Genomic DNA, 15,854 nt, shown 5'->3' with positions numbered 1-15,854 from the left:
GAACGCGCCATGAACGATCCAAAAGCTGCTCCCAAGTACGAGTCCATTGTCCTGCGCATCCTGTGGATGCTGGTGTTTGCCCTGGTGTGGCAGGTGGCGCAGTTCCTGCTCGGCGCATTGGTGGTGGTGCAGTTGATCTACCGCCTGGTCTACAGCGCGCCGAACCTGGGCCTGATGAACTTCGGCGACAGCCTCAGCCAGTTTCTTGCCCAGATCGGCCGCTTTGGCAGCTTCCACACCGAGCAGAAGCCTTGGCCGTTCGCCGACTGGCCAACCCCGCGCGCTCCCGAGGGCGAAGCCGCCCACAGCGTGCCCCCGGCGCCGCACCCGGTGCGGGAAGAGGAGCCGAAGCTATGAAGGTGTGGGTCTTGCGTCACGGTGAGGCCGAGGGGCATGCCCGCACGGACGCCGAGCGCAACCTCACCGAACATGGCTGCGCCGAGGTGTTGCGCAGTGCGGCGCACCTGATCGGCCAGCCGCTCAGCGCAATCATTGCCAGCCCGTACGTGCGGGCGCAGCAGACTGCACAGCTGGTGCGGGACGCGTTGGGTTTTGCGCCGGATATCCGCACGGTGCCTTGGCTCACGCCGGAGGGCAATCCGCTGGAGGTCCTGAGCAAGCTCGACAGCGATGACAATGTGCTGCTGGTCAGCCATCAACCCCTGGTCGGCAGCTTGATCAGTTTTCTGCAGCATGGCCATCAGCGCCAGCCGCAGCCGATGTCCACCGCCAGCCTGGCGGAACTGGAGGGCGACTTCCCGCTGGCGGGGTTGATGAGCCTGGTCAGCGTGAAGAATCCGTAGGCCATCGTCGGGCCACAAAGGAGCGAATCTTATGTCCGTCGCTTTCGTTGGAGCGAGCGCAGCGAGGCAGTTGTGTGGCAGGATTAGGGTCGTAATAAAACCAATAAGGACAATTCCATGAGCTTGTGGCGCACCCAACCGAATATCGAACAACTCAATGCCGGCCAGAAAAACACCATCGGTGAACTGCTGGATATCCGTTTTGAAAGCTTCGACGACGAATCCCTCACCGCCAGCATGGTGGTCGACCACCGCACTCACCAGCCCTACGGTCTGCTGCATGGCGGTGCGTCGGTGGTTCTGGCCGAGAGTGTCGGCTCCGTGGCGGCTTATTTGTGCATCGACCCGAGCAAGTTCTATTGCGTGGGCCTGGAGGTCAACGCCAACCACCTGCGCGGTGTGCGCAGCGGGCGGGTGACGGCGGTGGCCAAGGCGATCCATATCGGCCGCACCACCCAGGTCTGGGACATCCGCCTGACCACCGATGACGGCAAGTGCAACTGTGTCTCACGGCTGACCATGGCCGTGGTGCCTTTGGGCGAAACCCCTCCGGCGCGATAGGTGTGGCGTGAGTGTCATCATTCCTGGCAGTTACAGTCATTGCTGTGGGGCTTGGGCCTGGTGACAATCAATCTCGGTTTTTGCAGATGGATCCGCTATGTCGCAGCACGTGTTTTTTGCCCACGCCAATGGCTTCCCCTCGGCCACCTACGGCAAGCTGTTTGCCGCCCTGGCCCCGGAATATGCGGTGGCTCACTTGCCGCAGCACGGTCACGACCCCAGGTTTCCAGTGGACGATAACTGGCAGAACCTGGTGGACGAGTTGATCCATCATCTGGAGCAACAGCCGGAGCCCGTCTGGGGCGTGGGCCACTCCCTGGGTGGCGTGCTGCATTTGCACGCGGCCCTGCGCTGCCCGCAGCTGTATCGCGGGGTGGTGATGCTCGACTCGCCCGTATTGACCCGCGCCGACCGCTGGGTGATCCGCGCCGCCAAGCGTTTCGGTTTTATCGACCGACTCACGCCGGCCGGCCGCACCCTGGGCCGTCGTGAAGAATTCAGCGACCTGGACGCCGCGCGCAGCTACTTCGCCGGCAAGACCCTGTTCCGAGGCTTCGACCCGGAATGCTTCGACGCCTACCTGCAACACGGCCTGTACCAGGCGGGTGATCGCCTGCGCCTGCGTTTCGACCCGGCCACCGAAATCAGCATCTACCGGGGCGTGCCCCACACCAGTCCCGGCCAGGTGCGCCAATTGAAAGTGCCGCTGGCGGTGGTGCGCGGTCGCCAGAGCCGCGTGGTGATGCGTCACCACGCCAGCGGTGTCGACCGTCTGCCCATGGGCGAAATGCTCACCATGCCCGGCGGCCATATGTTTCCCCTCGAACGCCCCCAGGACACCGCGACCCTGATCAAGACCCTGTTCGCGCGCTGGGAAGCCCGGGAGCGCAGCTGCGCATGAGCACACCCGTCGAAGAGGTTCGCCTGAGCCTGCCGCACATTGAGTTGGCGGCCCATCTGTTTGGCCCCGAGGACGGTTTGCCGGTGATCGCCCTGCATGGCTGGCTGGACAATGCCAACAGCTTTGCACGCCTGGCGCCGAAGCTTGCGGGTTTGCGTATCGTGGCGCTGGACATGGCCGGCCATGGGCATTCGGCGCATCGTCCTACAGGTGCCGGTTATGCCTTGTGGGATTACGTCCACGACGTGCTGCACGTCGCCGAGCAACTGGGCTGGAAACGTTTTGCATTACTCGGCCACTCCCTCGGCGCCATCGTGTCCCTGGTGCTGGCCGGTGCCTTGCCGGAACGGGTGACACACCTGGGTTTGATTGACGGCGTGATCCCGCCCACGGCCAGCGGTGAGAACGCGGCCGAGCGCCTGGGCATGGCCTTGCAGGCGCAATTGAACCTGCAGGATAAGCGCAAGCCGGTCTACACCACCCTCGACCGGGCGGTTGAGGCGCGTATGAAAGGTCTGGTCGCCGTGAGCCGTGAAGCCGCAGAACTGCTGGCCCAGCGCGGTTTGATGCCGGTGCCGGGCGGTTATACCTGGCGCTCGGACAGTCGCCTGACCCTGGCTTCGCCGATGCGCCTGACCGATGAGCAGGCGATGGCTTTCGTGCGCCGCGTGGGTTGCCCTACGCAGTTGGTGGTCGCCGCCGATGGCATGTTGGCGAAACATCCCGAATTGCTTTCCCAGCTACCCTTTACGGTGACCACGTTGCCGGGTGGCCATCATTTACACCTGAATGATGAGCCAGGTGCGGTCCTTGTTGCAGACTGTTTCAATCGGTTCTTCTCCGCGCCTTGACTTGGGGCGGTCAACTGCCGAGGCTGGGCGGATTGAAAGGGAGTCAACCATGAACCAACTCAACACTGCTGCGACCTCCGATGGCCAGGGCTCACCGATCCGATGAGCCTGCGTAAAGGATGTATACGTGCCCTCGGACTGTGCTGTTTCAGCCCCTTGGTGTTCGCCGCCGATGTGCCGGGAAGCCAGGACCTGCCTGCCGTGGCCCGTCAGGTCGACGCACAGATCGTCGATTACCGCCCCGCTGAAGAAAAGGAGCGCATCTACCCCATGGGGGCGATCCGCAAGATCAGTGGCCAGTTGCGTTACGAGGGCCAGGCCACCGCCCGTGGGCAAGCCACAGCGATTACCTATGAGCTGCCTGCCGAACACACCTCCAGTGCTGCGTTCACGTCGACGCGCGAAGCGTTGCAGGCCAACGGCGCGCAGTTGTTGTTCTGGTGCCAGGCCCGCGATTGCGGTGAAAGCAGCCTGTGGGCCAACGAAGTGTTCGGTAATGCCAAGCTGGTAGGAGCCGACGGCCAGCAGGAATACCTGCTGCTGCGCCTGGCCGCCCCGCAGGAAAACTCCCTGGTGGCTATCTACGGCATCACCCGAGGCAACCGTCGTGCCTATCTGCATGTGGAGCAGTTGGACGCTGGCGCTCCGCTGGGCGACCTGCTGCCCACCTCGGCCACCTTGTTGCGCGAGCTGAAAAGCACCGGTGAGCTGGATTTCCCCGCGCTTGGCGACGACCCCGACGACACCTGGCTGACCCTGATTTCCCGGGGTTTGAACCTCGATACGACCTTGCGCGTCAGTCTGGCCGGCCCGAAAGCGGAAGCCTGGCGCCAGGCCTTGGTCGACAAGGGCGTGCGCGCCGCGCGCCTGGAAACCGGCAGCACTGAAACCAAAGGCTTGCACCTGCATCTGATACGCTGACCGTAACAGGGCGAACGGACCCGTGCCGTTCGCCTAAGCTCTCTTCCTACAGCCTTTTCTAGAGATACCCCATGCTCAATAACGATCGCCTGCTGGTGCAAATCCTGCTGCTGGTGCTGTTTGGTGCCAGCTTCTGGGTGATGGCGCCGTTCTGGTCGGCGCTGTTCTGGGGCGCGGTGCTGGCGTTTGCCAGTTGGCCGCTGATGGTGCTGCTGACCCGTTGGCTGGGTGGCCGTGAATCCCTGGCCGCCGGCATCCTGACCTTGGGCTGGATGTTGCTGGTGGCGGTGCCACTGGTGTGGCTGGGGTTCAATCTCGCGGACCATGTGCGCGATGCCGTGGCGTTGATCAAGGATATTCAGGTCGATGGGCTGCCCGAGGCGCCAACCTGGTTGGGGGCGATTCCCTTTGTTGGAGAGCGCCTGGTCGGCATGTGGAACAGTATCGACGAGCAAGGCGCGGCGCTGATGGTCAGCCTCAAGCCGTACCTGGGGCAGGTGGGCAATTGGCTGTTGGCGCGCAGTGCGCAGATCGGCGGCGGCATCCTTGAACTGACCCTGAGCCTGGTGTTCGTGTTCTTTTTTTATCGTGACGGGCCGCGTCTGGCGATGTTCGTGCATCGTTTGCTGGAACGACTGATCGGTGATCGTGCCGGCTACTACATCGAACTGGTGGCCGGTACGGTGCAGCGGGTGGTCAACGGTGTGATCGGCACTGCCGCCGCCCAGGCCCTGCTGGCACTGATCGGCTTCCTGATCGCCGGCGTGCCGGGTGCGTTGGTGCTGGGGATCGTGACGTTCCTGCTCAGCCTGATCCCGATGGGCCCGCCGCTGGTATGGATCCCGGCCACGGCCTGGCTGGCGTGGAAAGGCGACTACACCTATGCGGTGTTCCTTGGCGTGTGGGGGACGTTCATCATCAGTGGCGTGGACAACGTGCTCAAGCCGTACCTGATCAGCCGTGGCGGCAACCTGCCGCTGGTGATCGTGTTGCTCGGGGTCTTCGGCGGCTTGATTGCCTTTGGCTTTATCGGCCTGTTTATCGGCCCGACCCTGCTGGCCGTGGCCTACAGCCTGCTGATGGATTGGAGTGCAACCCAGGCCCAGGTTCGGCGTGAAGACAAGCCCCTTTAAGCCCTGGGCAACCACATCACGGCGGTCAAGCCGCCGCCTGGGGTCTCTTCCAGGCTCAGGCGGCCGCCCAGGCGTTCCGCCGCGTCCTTAGAGATGGTCATGCCCAGGCCAACGCCGCCGGAATTGCGGTTACGCGAGCCTTCCAGCCGATAGAACGGCTCGAACACTGCCTCACGCTTATCGACCGCGATCCCCGGCCCGTGGTCGATCACACGGATGACCAGCGCTTCGCGGCTGTCCTCCAGCTCCACGCGGGCGGTGCCGGCATAACGCAAGGCGTTGTCGATCAGGTTGTTGAGGCATGAGCGCAGGGCCATCGGTTGCACCTGCAAGGGCAGGCAGCTGCCCGCACATTGCACATCGGAGCCTTGGTCCTGGGCGTTTTCACTCATGGACTCCACCAGCGCCTGCACATCCAGCCAATGCCGGGTTTCACTGGTGCGCTGTTCGTGCAGGTAGCTCAGGGTGGCGTCAAGCATGTCGATCATGTCGTTCAGGTCCTGGCGCATCTGGCCCTGCAGCCGGGTGTCCTCTATCTGCTCCAGGCGCAGCTTGAGGCGTGACAGCGGGGTGCGCAGGTCATGGGAGACGGCGCCGAGCATGCGCGCGCGTTGGCTGACCTGCTCGCGAATGCGCCTTTGCATCAGGTTGAAGGTCGAGGCGGCCTGCCGTGCTTCCCTCGGGCCGGATTCATCGAGGGGGGGGCTGTCGAGGTCCAGACTCAAGCGTTCCGCCGCTTCACTCAGGCGCTGTATTGGCCGGCTCAGCAGTTTGGCACCGTACCAGGCCGCGATAATCAACGAGACGAATTGAAAGGTCAGGGGCACCACCGGGCCGCCAAACCAGGGGCGTGGGTGCTTGTCGCGCATCGGCGCCAGGGTCCCGTCCGGCTGCTCGATAAATCGCTCAGGAGGGGGCGGCGGCGGTTGGCCGTAGTGGTGAAACCAGAAGAACGCCAGCCCATGGGCCAGCACAATCGCCACCAGCAACACGCCGAACAGCCGACCGAACAGCGTGTTGAAGGGCGCGCGCATCAGCCAATATCCCGGGCGTCGAACAGGTAGCCTTCGCCGCGCACGGTCTTGATCAACTGCGGTGCCTTGGGGTCATCCCCGAGTTTTTGCCGCAGGCGTGACACCAGCAAGTCGATACTGCGATCAAAGGCTTCAATGGAGCGGCCGCGGGCGGCATCGAGCAGTTGCTCCCGGCTCAGCACCCGGCGCGGGCGTTCGATAAACACCCACAACAGGCGGAATTCCGCGTTGGACAGCGGCACCACCAGGCCATCGTCGGCCACCAATTGACGCAACACGCTGTTGAGGCGCCAGTTGTCGAAGCGGATATTCGCGCGCTGTTCGGTGCGGTCATCGCGTACGCGGCGCAGGATGGTCTGGATCCGCGCTACCAGTTCACGGGGTTCGAAGGGCTTGGACATGTAGTCGTCGGCCCCCAGTTCCAGGCCGATGATGCGGTCGGTGGGCTCGCAGCGGGCCGTGAGCATCAGGATCGGGATGTCCGATTCGGCGCGCAGCCAGCGGCACAGGGTCAGGCCGTCTTCCCCCGGCAGCATCAGGTCGAGTACCACCACATCATAGGTTTCGGCCTGCATGGCCAGGCGCATCGCGGCACCGTCGGTCACGCCGGTGGCGAGGATATTGAAGCGTGCCAGGTAGTCGATCAGCAATTCGCGGATCGGCACATCGTCGTCGACGATCAGCGCTCGGGTGTTCCAGCGCTTGTCATCGGCAACCACTGCGCCTTTTTGCTCGTCATTCACAGGGACGGAAGGGGTATGCATAGTGCGATCATCTGCCTGGTTGTTGCGCTCAGCATAGGCGCCCAGCCCCATGGCTGGTAGTGCTGGTCGGTGGGTCGTGCGGGCGAGGCTAGCGGCAGGGCGTATTGTGGGCATGTCATGAATGTATCAGCTTTGAAATAAACATCTGGAATGCCCGGCTGATGGCGGTTGGTCAGTATTTACCGATCATCGGATCCCGCAACGGCGCTGCTTGCGCTACAATCCGCGCCGATTTCGACTTGCCTGAGAGCCCATTCCAATGTCCGTCTGCCAGACTCCTATCATCGTCGCCCTGGATTACCCCACCCGTGACGCCGCACTGAAGCTGGCTGACCAGTTGGACCCCAGGCTTTGCCGGGTCAAGGTCGGCAAGGAACTGTTCACCAGCTGCGCCGCGGAAATCGTCGGCACCCTGCGTGACAAAGGCTTCGAGGTGTTCCTCGACCTGAAATTCCACGACATCCCCAACACCACCGCCATGGCGGTCAAGGCTGCGGCCGAGATGGGCGTATGGATGGTCAACGTACACTGCTCCGGCGGCCTGCGCATGATGACCGCCTGCCGTGAAGTGCTGGAACAGCGCAGCGGCCCCAAGCCGTTGCTGATCGGGGTGACCGTGCTGACCAGCATGGAGCGCGAGGACCTGGCTGGCATCGGCCTGGACATCGAGCCTCAGGAGCAGGTACTGCGCCTGGCGGCCCTGGCGCAGAAAGCCGGCCTTGATGGCCTGGTGTGCTCGGCGCTGGAAGCCCAGGCCTTGAAGACCGCCCATCCGTCGTTGCAATTGGTGACCCCGGGGATTCGCCCTGCGGGCAGTGCCCAGGATGACCAGCGCCGTATCCTGACCCCGCGCCAGGCACTGGACGCGGGTTCCGACTACCTGGTGATCGGCCGTCCGATCAGCCAGGCGGCGGATCCGGCCAAGGCGTTGGCGGCGGTAGTCGCCGAGATCGCCTGATCGATGCGCGTTCCCACGTTCACAGAGCGTGGGAACGCGCAGAGCGTGTGTATCAACTGACCTTGAGCACCAATTTGCCAAAGTTCTCGCCGTTGAACAGCTTCATCAGCGTCTCCGGGAACGTCTCCAGCCCCTCGACAATATCCTCCTTGCTCTTGAGCTTGCCTTGGGCCATCCAACCGGCCATTTCCTGCCCGGCGGCGGCAAAGTTCGCCGCGTGATCCATCACTACAAAGCCTTCCATCCGTGCGCGATTGACCAGCAGTGACAGGTAGTTGGCCGGGCCTTTCACCACTTCCTTGTTGTTGTACTGGCTGATGGCCCCGCAAATCACCACGCGGGCTTTCAACGCCAGCCGGCTGAGCACCGCATCAAGAATGTCGCCGCCGACGTTATCGAAATACACATCCACGCCTTTGGGGCACTCGCGCTTGAGGGCGGCGGGCACGTCTTCGTTCTTGTAGTCGATGGCGGCGTCGAAGCCCAGTTCATCCACCAGGAACTTGCACTTGTCGGCACCGCCGGCAATGCCGACCACGCGGCAGCCTTTGAGCTTGGCGATCTGCCCGGCAATGCTGCCCACGGCACCGGCCGCGCCGGAGATCACCACGGTTTCACCGGCCTTGGGCGCGCCGGTGTCCAGCAGCGCGAAGTAGGCGGTCATGCCGGTCATGCCCAGCGCAGACAGGTAGCGGGGCAGGGGCGCCAGCTTGGGGTCGACCTTGTAGAAGCCGCGCGGCTCGCCCAGGAAGTAATCCTGCACGCCCAGGGCGCCATTCACGTAGTCCCCGACGGCGAATTTCGGGTTGTTCGAGGCAATCACCTTGCCCACACCCAGCGCGCGCATGACCTCGCCGAGGCCTACGGGCGGAATGTAGGACTTGCCTTCATTCATCCAGCCACGCATGGCCGGGTCGAGGGACAGGTATTCGTTGCGCACCAGCACCTGCCCGTCCCCGGGCGTGTCCACCGGCACGACCTGGTAAGTGAAGGTTTCCCGCGTGGCCGCGCCGACCGGGCGTTTGGCGAGCAGGAATTGGCGGTTGGTCTGGGCGGTCATGGCAAGGACTCTTTAGAAGTGAAGCATGATTGATAGACCTTGAATGGCCCGCGGGCAAGGTCAGCCGAGGGTGCGAATGCTCATCGATAGGTGCCATTGATAGTGAGCCGGGTTGCCTTATCACCATGACTCATACGGCACTAACCGGCCTTCTGATAGTGCTGACGCGTGCGTCTCGGCGTTGGCTAGACTCGTGCCACTGTCATCAATCCCAATAGGACATCCTCCATGAGCATGACGTTTTCCGGCCAGGTCGCCCTGGTGACCGGCGCAGCCGCCGGTATTGGTCGCGCCACTGCGCTGGCGTTCGCCGCCGAAGGTTTGAAGGTCGTGGTCGCCGATCTCGACGTAGCCGGCGGCGAGGGCACGGTCGCGTTGATCCACCAGGCCGGAGGCGAGGCGCTGTTCGTGCGCTGCAACGTCACCCAGGAGGCGGAGGTGCAGCAGTTGATGGCACAGGCCATCGGCGCCTATGGTCGCCTGGACTACGCCTTCAATAACGCCGGCATCGAGATCGAGAAGGGTAAGCTGGCGGACGGCAGTCTGGATGAGTTCGACGCGATCATGGGCGTCAACGTCAAGGGTGTGTGGTTGTGCATGAAGTACCAGTTGCCGCTGCTGCTGGCCCAGGGCGGCGGGGCCATCGTCAACACCGCGTCGGTGGCGGGGTTGGGCGCGGCGCCGAAGATGAGTATCTATGCAGCCTCCAAACATGCGGTGATCGGCCTGACCAAATCGGCGGCGATCGAGTATGCGAAGAAGAAAATCCGCGTCAATGCCGTCTGCCCGGCGGTGATCGATACCGATATGTTCCGGCGCGCCTATGAAGCCGACCCGCGCAAGGCCGAATTCGCCGCCGCTATGCACCCGGTCGGGCGTATCGGCAAGGTGGAGGAGATTGCCAGCGCAGTGCTGTACCTGTGCAGCGACGGAGCGGCGTTCACCACCGGTCACGCCTTGGCCGTGGACGGTGGCGCGACGGCTATCTAGGACCTGGCGCCGGCCCCTTGTTCGAAAACGTCTGGGGGCGCGTGGGGCTTTTCCAAAGCTGGCAAAACGCTGTGATCGAATATGTGTCAGTAGGTAAATAAGTCAATAAAATCAATACTTTAATAAATTTATGCGGCCGGAAACCTGCTGCTTCTGTGCTTAACTCTGCGGGTTGATAACAGACAGTTGAAGTGAGTGGCTCATGGATTTAGGGATCGATCGACAGGCCCTTGTACCGGTAGTGCAGCAAATCGTCAGTGCAGTGGTGCAATGGATTCGCAAGGACGGCGTGAGCCCCGGAACACGCTTGCCGTCCGTCCGCCAGTTGGCCCTGGACAACCTGCTCAGCCAATCCAGTGTGATCGAAGCATTCGAACGGATGGTCGCTCAAGGGGTACTGGCGCCCCGGCAGGGCTCGGGATTTGTGGTGGCCCAGCCGGCTGCCTGCCACGAAGGCAACTGGTATGAGGGGGCGGAGCGCGAGTGGGGCGCCTTTGCCGACAATCCGTTGGGCGAGTTGAAGCTGGGCTGTGGCTGGTTGCCCGATGCCTGGCGCGAAAGCGATGACATCAGTTACGCGATTCGTGAAGTCACCCGCACCGACACGGCCGGCCTGTTCAACTACAGCACTCCCCTGGGGTTGCCCGCGCTGCGCGAGCAACTGCTCAAGCGCCTGACCCAGATTCACATCGCCACCAGCCTGGAGCGCATCCTGACCACCGCAGGTGCCAGCCATGCCCAGGACCTGCTGATACGGACGCTGCTCAAGGCCGGCGACAGCGTGGTGGTCGAAACCCCCGGGTATGCCAATCTCTACCGGCAGCTGGCGTTCCAGGGTGTGAAACTGCTGGAAGTACCGCGTACCCGAGGCGGCCCCGACCTCCCGGCACTTGAAGCGCTGCTGCAGCACCATCATCCCAAGTGCCTGTTCATTCACAGCCTCTATCACAATCCCACGGGCACCAGCCTGTGCCGGGTGGTGGCCGAGCGCTTGCTGGAACTGGCACACCGCAAGAACTTCCTGATCATCGAGGAAGATGTCTACGGCGACCTGCAGCAGGCCAGTTGCACGCGGCTTTCGGCATTGCCCCATGATGATCGGGTGATCTACGTCGCGAGTTTTTCCAAGACCCTGAGCAGCGCCTTGCGGGTGGGCTACCTCTGCGCCAGCAGCGCAATCATCACGCAATTGGCCAGCCTCAAGACTTTGACCGGTTTCGGCACCTCCCGGTTTGCTGAAGCGGTAGTCGCCACGTTGCTGGCCAATGGTACCTATCGCAAATGGGTGCAGCGCCTGCGCAAGCGGTTGAGCAGTGAAATGACCGTGACCCTGCAAGTGCTGGAGGACGAAGAGTGGGAGGTGTTCGCCGTACCCACCGGCGGTATGTTCCTGTGGGCACGTCCGGGGGCGGCGCAGCCTTCGCGGTTGCAGGCGTGCGCCCGGCAGTTGGGGGTGTTGCTGTCGCCCGGGGCGTTGTTCAGTCCAAGCGGTAGTCACAGTGAGTGGCTACGCCTCAATGTCGCCTATGCTACTGATCAACGTGCCTTGGCGTTGTTTCGTGCGATGGGGCCCGCCAGATCGACCTCGACCATTCTGAAAACGACGAGCGTGTAGCTTTTTGCCATTATTGTGGCGCCAGTGCCTTGTGCTCAGTGCCTTTTGGTTGCGAATCTCGTTGCTTGTCCATCGGACTTGATGGCGTCCGCCATTGCAAGAGGATTCAAGTGCAATGATTTCAGGCGTGCAACGACGTTTCGCCAACCTGGGTATGGCGAAAAAACTGGGCTTGGGCTTCACCCTGGTGCTGCTGCTGACGGCGTTGGTCGCGGCTATCGGCGTGTGGTCCCTGCAAACCGTTGGCCAGCGTTTTGAAGGCCTCAAGGCCATGTCGTCGCTTAACAGCGGCTTGCTCAAGGTGCGTCTGATCGAGCAGGACTACGCGCTGCACGCCGACCCCAAGGCCGTCGACGCCTTGCATGAAAGTCTCGATGCCCTGGCGGCCCAGGCGGACGGCCTCAAGGCCCAGTCTGCGGCGAATGTGCCGGTGATGGCCGAGGTCGAGCAGGCTCTGGCAGCCTACCGGAAGGCGTTCGATGAGTTTGTCGAGCTGACGCAGGCCAAGGACCTGGCGCTGGAAATGGCCAGTTGGTCGGTGTCCAGCGTGGCGAATAACCTGGATGTATTGCAGGCCGGGCTGGCGGACGACGGCGCCTATGGCCTCAAGGAAAGCCAAGGTAAGGAGGGCGCCGAGTTTATCGAGCAGGCAGGCCAGATCAGTCAGGTTTCCCGCTTGATGTTGCAGGCCATGAACGAAGCCCATGTGCGCCTGGACCAGAGCCGCAAGGCGGATGCTGATGACGCCGAGCAAGGTAAGATCGAGCAGGCCGACCAGGCCCTGGCCCAGGTCGAGCAACTGAAAACGTCGGTCAAGGATCCTGGTTATCAGACGGTGCTCAACGAAGTTTCCGGGCATATCGCCGCCTTCAGCGAAAAGCTGGGGGAATACACCGGCCTGCTGGCCCAGGAAAAAGTCGTCTACAAACAACTGCATGATCGAGCTGACCAGGTCGTCAGCCGGGTCAACCAGGCCTATGACGCTGAAGACCTGTCGATGCAGGCGCAACTGAAGAAAAGCGCGATGTTGATCATTGGTTCGTCGGCCCTGGCCTTGCTGGTGGGGTTGATTGCGGCCTGGGTGATTACCCGCTTGATAGTCGCGCCGCTGCGCAGTGTGATCGCGGTAGCCCGACAGATTGCCGCCGGGGATCTGAGCGGGCGCATGGAGGTCAGCCGTCGTGATGAAATCGGCCAGTTGATGCAGGCGATGCAACAGATGGGCGGCGGCCTCAGCCAGATGGTCAGCGGCCTGCAGGCCGGTATTGAACAATTGGCCAGCTCGGCGCAGTCGCTGTCCAGCGTGACCGAACAGACCAACGTCGAGGTCAGCAGCCAGAAAGAAGAAACCGAGCAGGTCGCTACGGCGATGAACCAGATGACCGCCACCGTGCACGATGTGGCGCGCAACGCCGAGCAGGCTGCACAAGCCGCGCAGACGGCGGATGAAAAAGTCGACAGCGGCCAGCAGGTGGTGCGCCAGAGTTTGCAGCGTATCGAATTGCTGGCCACGTCCAGTACCCGCGCGAGCACCAGCATCGAGAGCCTCAGTGCCGAAATCCAGAATATCGGCACCGTGCTGAGCGTGATCAAAAGCGTCGCCGAACAGACCAACCTGCTGGCCCTGAACGCAGCCATCGAAGCCGCCCGCGCAGGCGAACAGGGCCGGGGGTTTGCGGTGGTGGCCGATGAAGTCCGGGCACTGGCCAAGCGGACCCAGCAGTCGACCGAAGAAATCGAGCGGCTGGTCAGTACCTTGCGCGGCGCTGCGCAATCATCGGTGCAGCAGATCCAGCAAAGTGGCGAACTCGTCAAGCTGGCGGTCAGCGATGCGCTGGAAACCGAGAGTGCCTTGAGTAGCATTGCGGTAGCGGTGTCGTTGATCCAGCAGATGAACCAGCAGATTGCCGCTGCGGCTGAGGAGCAGAGCTCGGTGGCCGAAGAGATCAACCGTAGCGTCACCAGTATTCGTGCGAGTGCCGATCAATCGGCGTTGAGCATGCAGGGCAACGCGGCGTCGAGCGTCCAGCTGGCGCAGTTGGGAGCGGAGCTCAAGGGGATGGTGGGGCACTTCCGCCTTTGAGCGCCGCACAGAGGCGGCGATCAAAGGGGGGCGATCAGGCGTGGTTGGCGAGGAAGGTCAGCAGCGCTTCGTTGACGAAATCCGGGTTCTCCCGGCTGGAGATATGCCCGGCGTCTGGAATCAGGATCAGGGCGCAGCCAATCAGTTCGGCCATTTCCTCGGATTCGGCGGGTGGCCGAGGCTTGTCCTGTTCGCCACACATCACCAAGGTGGTATCGGCGTCCAGCCGCGGTAGTTGTTCCAGCACATCTTCGCGGCTGAAGATCAATCGACCCAGGGGTACGATGCTGTGCAGCAAGCGTTCCCGGGGAAAGTCCTGCAGTGACTTGCGAAAATCCTGGTAGAGCGCCGATTCGCGGTCGATGTCGGGGCGAAAGAAGATCGGCGCGATCACATCCAGCAACGGCTCAGGAATGGCGCCGGCGTCTTCAATCATCTTGAACAACGAGAAGTAATACTGGCGCGTGGCCTCTGGCTCGGCACCGAGGTAGGTGTCCATCAGCACCAGGCTGTTGATCCGCTCGGGGGCCTGCAATGCCAGGCGTGCACCCCACATGCCGCCCACCGACAGGCCTGCCAGGTTGATCTGTGGGATCTCCAAATGGTCAAGCAGGGCCAGGACCTGGCGCGCAAGGTCGTCGAGGGTGTGGGTGGGGGCGGGGAGTTGGCCCGATTCGCCGTGGCCCCACAGTTCGGGCACGATGACCCGGTACTGTTGTGACAGGGCTTCGATCTGCGGGGCCCACATGTCGCGGTCCCACAGGTAGCTTGAGCCGAGCAGGACGACAGGGCCGGTGCCCTGGTCGACGTAATGCAGCGGTTGTCCATCAATGACGGCGATAGGCATAGCGGGCCTCTGACTTCACGGAGTGAGGGGCACTTTTTTACGCTAGTCGGGGGCGGGGCGATAGATGCAAATTGATGGCATGTTGGGGCGAGCGGGCAGCCCGCTCACCCCAGGGGAGTGGGCAGATCAGTCGTAGATGACTTTCTTTTTCCACTCGGCGTCGGCCTCGACTTCTTTCATGCCTTCGGTCAATTCGTTGACTTCCTCCGCCGCCTGTTTGCTGTTAGCCAGCACGGTCGAGTTGGCGCGGGCCAGTTGACCTTCCAGCAATTGCAGCTGTGCACTGTAGAGCACCGGCTCCGGCTGCTTGCGCAGGTATTGCACGCCACGCTCGAAGGCCAGGCGCGCCTGGCCCGGTTGGCCCTGCTGCAAGGCGTGCTGGCCGAGGTTGTTGAAGAACTCTATGTGCAACAGCACCAGGATATGACGGATTTCCTTGATCCAGTGCTTGGCTTCGTTGGTCGGCAGGAACCCGTCCTGGGCGGCGCGGGTGACCTGGCCATGCAGGGCTTCCAGCAGAAAGCGCACGTCCTTGGCCTTGGCTTCGGTCTGGATCGGCGCCGGCGGGTTGTTCACCGGGATGGACTCGCCCTGGGCCACCAGCGTGTTCAGCTCGGTGATACGGGCCTTGAGCGGTGCACTGGTCTTGTTGAGGTTCAACAGGCGCTGATTGACGTTGAGCTCCAGGCGGGCCAATAACAGCTTGAGCGCCGGGGTCATCAGCTGGCCAGGGAAGGTCTCGGTGATCTCACCGCAACGGCGCAGGCGATCGTTAAGCTCGATCTCGGTGCGCTTCTTTTCCAGCTTGTTGTTTTCCACCACGTGGTTCATGTAGCCAATGGCGATCAGTATTACGATCCCGGCTATTACCAGCAGGGTGATCATGAGTGGTGTCACCGGCGTGACCTCTTTGATAGGGTTTACAGTGGAGTGTAGTGACTGGGCTTGTCGGCGGATAGGACTGATCGACCAGTTACCCAGGTAGTTCTTCTATATAAGTAGCCGCTCCCTGCGTAGATGCACATTGCCATCACTTGCTGGAACGAACTATAGCGCCTTGTCGGACGCCAGAATATAGGCGTCAAGGCCTGGGCGGGCAGAATGCCCTGCGCGGGCCGGTAAACACGGGCGAAGTCATTGATTTAAATAAATTTATCCTTGGGGGTTGACGACCTTTCAATCCATCCATAGAATGCGCGCCACTTACAGCGTAAAGCACACAGCGAAACGCGGTAGGGAGTGAATGTTGTACGTGTGTCCCCTTCGTCTAGTGGCCTAGGACACCGCCCTTTCACGGCGGTAACAGGGGTTCGAGTCCCCTAGGGGACGCCAT

The 15,854-nt window shown here is 62.4% G+C and carries 16 protein-coding genes, 1 tRNA gene and 1 pseudogene; 13 read left to right on the top strand and 5 right to left on the bottom strand.

All coding sequences use genetic code 11. The annotated features are described in order from the left end of the window. Positions 1-9: 9 nt before the first annotated feature. From BM416_RS29535 to BM416_RS29505, 7 genes are all read left to right on the top strand, one after another. Positions 10-357, top strand: coding sequence for a DUF4389 domain-containing protein (locus tag BM416_RS29535; protein ID WP_092490332.1), 348 nt, complete (start codon positions 10-12; stop codon positions 355-357). Further along, entirely contained in the window at positions 354-803 is a 450-nt protein-coding gene (gene sixA, locus BM416_RS29530; protein ID WP_092490331.1) for a phosphohistidine phosphatase SixA, read from the top strand. The genes BM416_RS29535 and sixA overlap by 4 nt, the downstream gene beginning before the upstream one ends. Positions 804-920: 117 nt before the next feature. Then, positions 921-1,364, top strand: coding sequence for a hotdog fold thioesterase (locus tag BM416_RS29525; RefSeq protein WP_027607077.1), 444 nt, complete (start codon positions 921-923; stop codon positions 1,362-1,364). A gap of 97 nt (positions 1,365-1,461) precedes the next feature. After that, positions 1,462-2,265, top strand: a complete 804-nt coding sequence (locus BM416_RS29520) for an alpha/beta fold hydrolase (RefSeq protein WP_092490330.1) — start codon at positions 1,462-1,464, stop codon at positions 2,263-2,265. Further along, a complete protein-coding gene (locus BM416_RS29515; RefSeq protein WP_065924506.1) occupies positions 2,262-3,116 on the top strand; it encodes an alpha/beta hydrolase in 855 nt (284 codons plus the stop codon). The genes BM416_RS29520 and BM416_RS29515 overlap by 4 nt, the downstream gene beginning before the upstream one ends. 102 nt (positions 3,117-3,218) lie before the next feature. Further along, entirely contained in the window at positions 3,219-4,037 is an 819-nt protein-coding gene (locus tag BM416_RS29510; RefSeq protein WP_092490329.1) for a DUF4892 domain-containing protein, read from the top strand. A gap of 71 nt (positions 4,038-4,108) precedes the next feature. Next, positions 4,109-5,170 carry an AI-2E family transporter gene (locus BM416_RS29505; RefSeq protein WP_092490328.1) on the top strand — a complete coding sequence of 354 codons (1,062 nt, stop codon included), beginning with the start codon at positions 4,109-4,111 and terminating at the stop codon, positions 5,168-5,170. Here BM416_RS29505 and BM416_RS29500 read toward each other — a convergent pair. Beyond that, complete coding sequence (locus BM416_RS29500) at positions 5,167-6,204, bottom strand: sensor histidine kinase (protein ID WP_092490327.1); 1,038 nt, start codon at positions 6,202-6,204, stop codon at positions 5,167-5,169. The genes BM416_RS29505 and BM416_RS29500 overlap by 4 nt on opposite strands. After that, positions 6,204-6,968, bottom strand: a complete 765-nt coding sequence (locus BM416_RS29495; RefSeq protein WP_065924552.1) for a response regulator — start codon at positions 6,966-6,968, stop codon at positions 6,204-6,206. The genes BM416_RS29500 and BM416_RS29495 overlap by 1 nt, the downstream gene beginning before the upstream one ends. 259 nt (positions 6,969-7,227) lie before the next feature. Between BM416_RS29495 and pyrF the strand changes: the two genes are divergently transcribed. Beyond that, positions 7,228-7,926: an orotidine-5'-phosphate decarboxylase gene (gene pyrF, locus BM416_RS29490; RefSeq protein ID WP_065924510.1), complete on the top strand. Its 699-nt coding sequence runs from the start codon at positions 7,228-7,230 to the stop codon at positions 7,924-7,926. Between the two features lie 52 nt (positions 7,927-7,978). Here pyrF and BM416_RS29485 read toward each other — a convergent pair whose 3' ends face one another. Next, the gene (locus tag BM416_RS29485) at positions 7,979-8,986 is read right to left on the bottom strand and encodes an NADP-dependent oxidoreductase (protein ID WP_092490326.1); all 1,008 of its coding nucleotides are present in this window, start codon (positions 8,984-8,986) and stop codon (positions 7,979-7,981) included. 228 nt (positions 8,987-9,214) lie between these two features. Between BM416_RS29485 and BM416_RS29480 the strand changes: the two genes are divergently transcribed. The 4 genes and pseudogenes from BM416_RS29480 (at position 9,215) to BM416_RS31305 (ending at position 13,674) form a co-directional block, all read left to right on the top strand. After that, positions 9,215-9,976 (top strand): SDR family oxidoreductase, encoded by a 762-nt coding sequence (locus tag BM416_RS29480; RefSeq protein ID WP_092490325.1) that lies wholly within the window; start codon positions 9,215-9,217, stop codon positions 9,974-9,976. Positions 9,977-10,178: 202 nt separating this feature from the next. Continuing rightward, complete coding sequence (locus BM416_RS29475) at positions 10,179-11,591, top strand: aminotransferase-like domain-containing protein (RefSeq protein ID WP_092490324.1); 1,413 nt, start codon at positions 10,179-10,181, stop codon at positions 11,589-11,591. Positions 11,592-11,706: 115 nt separating this feature from the next. Then, positions 11,707-12,813 (top strand): annotated as a pseudogene (locus BM416_RS31310) (HAMP domain-containing protein); the annotation flags it as partial. Continuing rightward, positions 12,793-13,674: a methyl-accepting chemotaxis protein gene (locus BM416_RS31305; RefSeq protein ID WP_371856078.1), complete on the top strand. Its 882-nt coding sequence runs from the start codon at positions 12,793-12,795 to the stop codon at positions 13,672-13,674. The pseudogene BM416_RS31310 and the gene BM416_RS31305, both read left to right, overlap by 21 nt. 34 nt (positions 13,675-13,708) lie before the next feature. Here the strand turns inward: BM416_RS31305 and BM416_RS29465 are convergent, their stop codons facing one another. Then, the gene (locus BM416_RS29465; protein ID WP_092490322.1) at positions 13,709-14,521 is read right to left on the bottom strand and encodes an alpha/beta fold hydrolase; all 813 of its coding nucleotides are present in this window, start codon (positions 14,519-14,521) and stop codon (positions 13,709-13,711) included. 126 nt (positions 14,522-14,647) lie between these two features. Further along, the gene (locus BM416_RS29460; RefSeq protein ID WP_065939907.1) at positions 14,648-15,418 is read right to left on the bottom strand and encodes a hypothetical protein; all 771 of its coding nucleotides are present in this window, start codon (positions 15,416-15,418) and stop codon (positions 14,648-14,650) included. Between the two features lie 359 nt (positions 15,419-15,777). On the opposite strand from BM416_RS29460, the gene BM416_RS29455 reads away from it, so the two are divergent. Next, positions 15,778-15,853 (top strand) — tRNA-Glu (locus tag BM416_RS29455). The last annotated feature ends 1 nt before the right edge of the window (position 15,854 follow it).

Origin of the sequence: Pseudomonas sp. NFACC42-2 (assembly GCF_900116055.1) — a bacterium.
In the GTDB taxonomy this organism is placed as follows: Bacteria; Pseudomonadota; Gammaproteobacteria; order Pseudomonadales; family Pseudomonadaceae; genus Aquipseudomonas; species Aquipseudomonas marginalis.
The sequence above is the reverse complement of the archived record's forward strand: the minus strand, read 5'-3'. Positions and strand labels throughout refer to the sequence as shown.

What these genes read in the sequence shown, in the direction of transcription:
- BM416_RS29520 (WP_092490330.1), top strand. Translation starts at nt 1,462, where the DNA reads ATGTCGCAGCACGTGTTTTTTGCCCACGCCAATGGCTTCCCCTCGGCC.
- pyrF (WP_065924510.1), top strand. Translation starts at nt 7,228, where the DNA reads ATGTCCGTCTGCCAGACTCCTATCATCGTCGCCCTGGATTACCCCACC.
- BM416_RS29505 (WP_092490328.1), top strand. Translation starts at nt 4,109, where the DNA reads ATGCTCAATAACGATCGCCTGCTGGTGCAAATCCTGCTGCTGGTGCTG.
- BM416_RS29500 (WP_092490327.1), bottom strand. Translation starts at nt 6,204, where the DNA reads ATGCGCGCGCCCTTCAACACGCTGTTCGGTCGGCTGTTCGGCGTGTTG.
- BM416_RS29515 (WP_065924506.1), top strand. Translation starts at nt 2,262, where the DNA reads ATGAGCACACCCGTCGAAGAGGTTCGCCTGAGCCTGCCGCACATTGAG.
- BM416_RS31305 (WP_371856078.1), top strand. Translation starts at nt 12,793, where the DNA reads ATGCAGGCGATGCAACAGATGGGCGGCGGCCTCAGCCAGATGGTCAGC.
- sixA (WP_092490331.1), top strand. Translation starts at nt 354, where the DNA reads ATGAAGGTGTGGGTCTTGCGTCACGGTGAGGCCGAGGGGCATGCCCGC.
- BM416_RS29480 (WP_092490325.1), top strand. Translation starts at nt 9,215, where the DNA reads ATGAGCATGACGTTTTCCGGCCAGGTCGCCCTGGTGACCGGCGCAGCC.
- BM416_RS29485 (WP_092490326.1), bottom strand. Translation starts at nt 8,986, where the DNA reads ATGACCGCCCAGACCAACCGCCAATTCCTGCTCGCCAAACGCCCGGTC.
- BM416_RS29525 (WP_027607077.1), top strand. Translation starts at nt 921, where the DNA reads ATGAGCTTGTGGCGCACCCAACCGAATATCGAACAACTCAATGCCGGC.
- BM416_RS29465 (WP_092490322.1), bottom strand. Translation starts at nt 14,521, where the DNA reads ATGCCTATCGCCGTCATTGATGGACAACCGCTGCATTACGTCGACCAG.
- BM416_RS29475 (WP_092490324.1), top strand. Translation starts at nt 10,179, where the DNA reads ATGGATTTAGGGATCGATCGACAGGCCCTTGTACCGGTAGTGCAGCAA.
- BM416_RS29510 (WP_092490329.1), top strand. Translation starts at nt 3,219, where the DNA reads ATGAGCCTGCGTAAAGGATGTATACGTGCCCTCGGACTGTGCTGTTTC.
- BM416_RS29535 (WP_092490332.1), top strand. Translation starts at nt 10, where the DNA reads ATGAACGATCCAAAAGCTGCTCCCAAGTACGAGTCCATTGTCCTGCGC.
- BM416_RS29495 (WP_065924552.1), bottom strand. Translation starts at nt 6,968, where the DNA reads ATGCATACCCCTTCCGTCCCTGTGAATGACGAGCAAAAAGGCGCAGTG.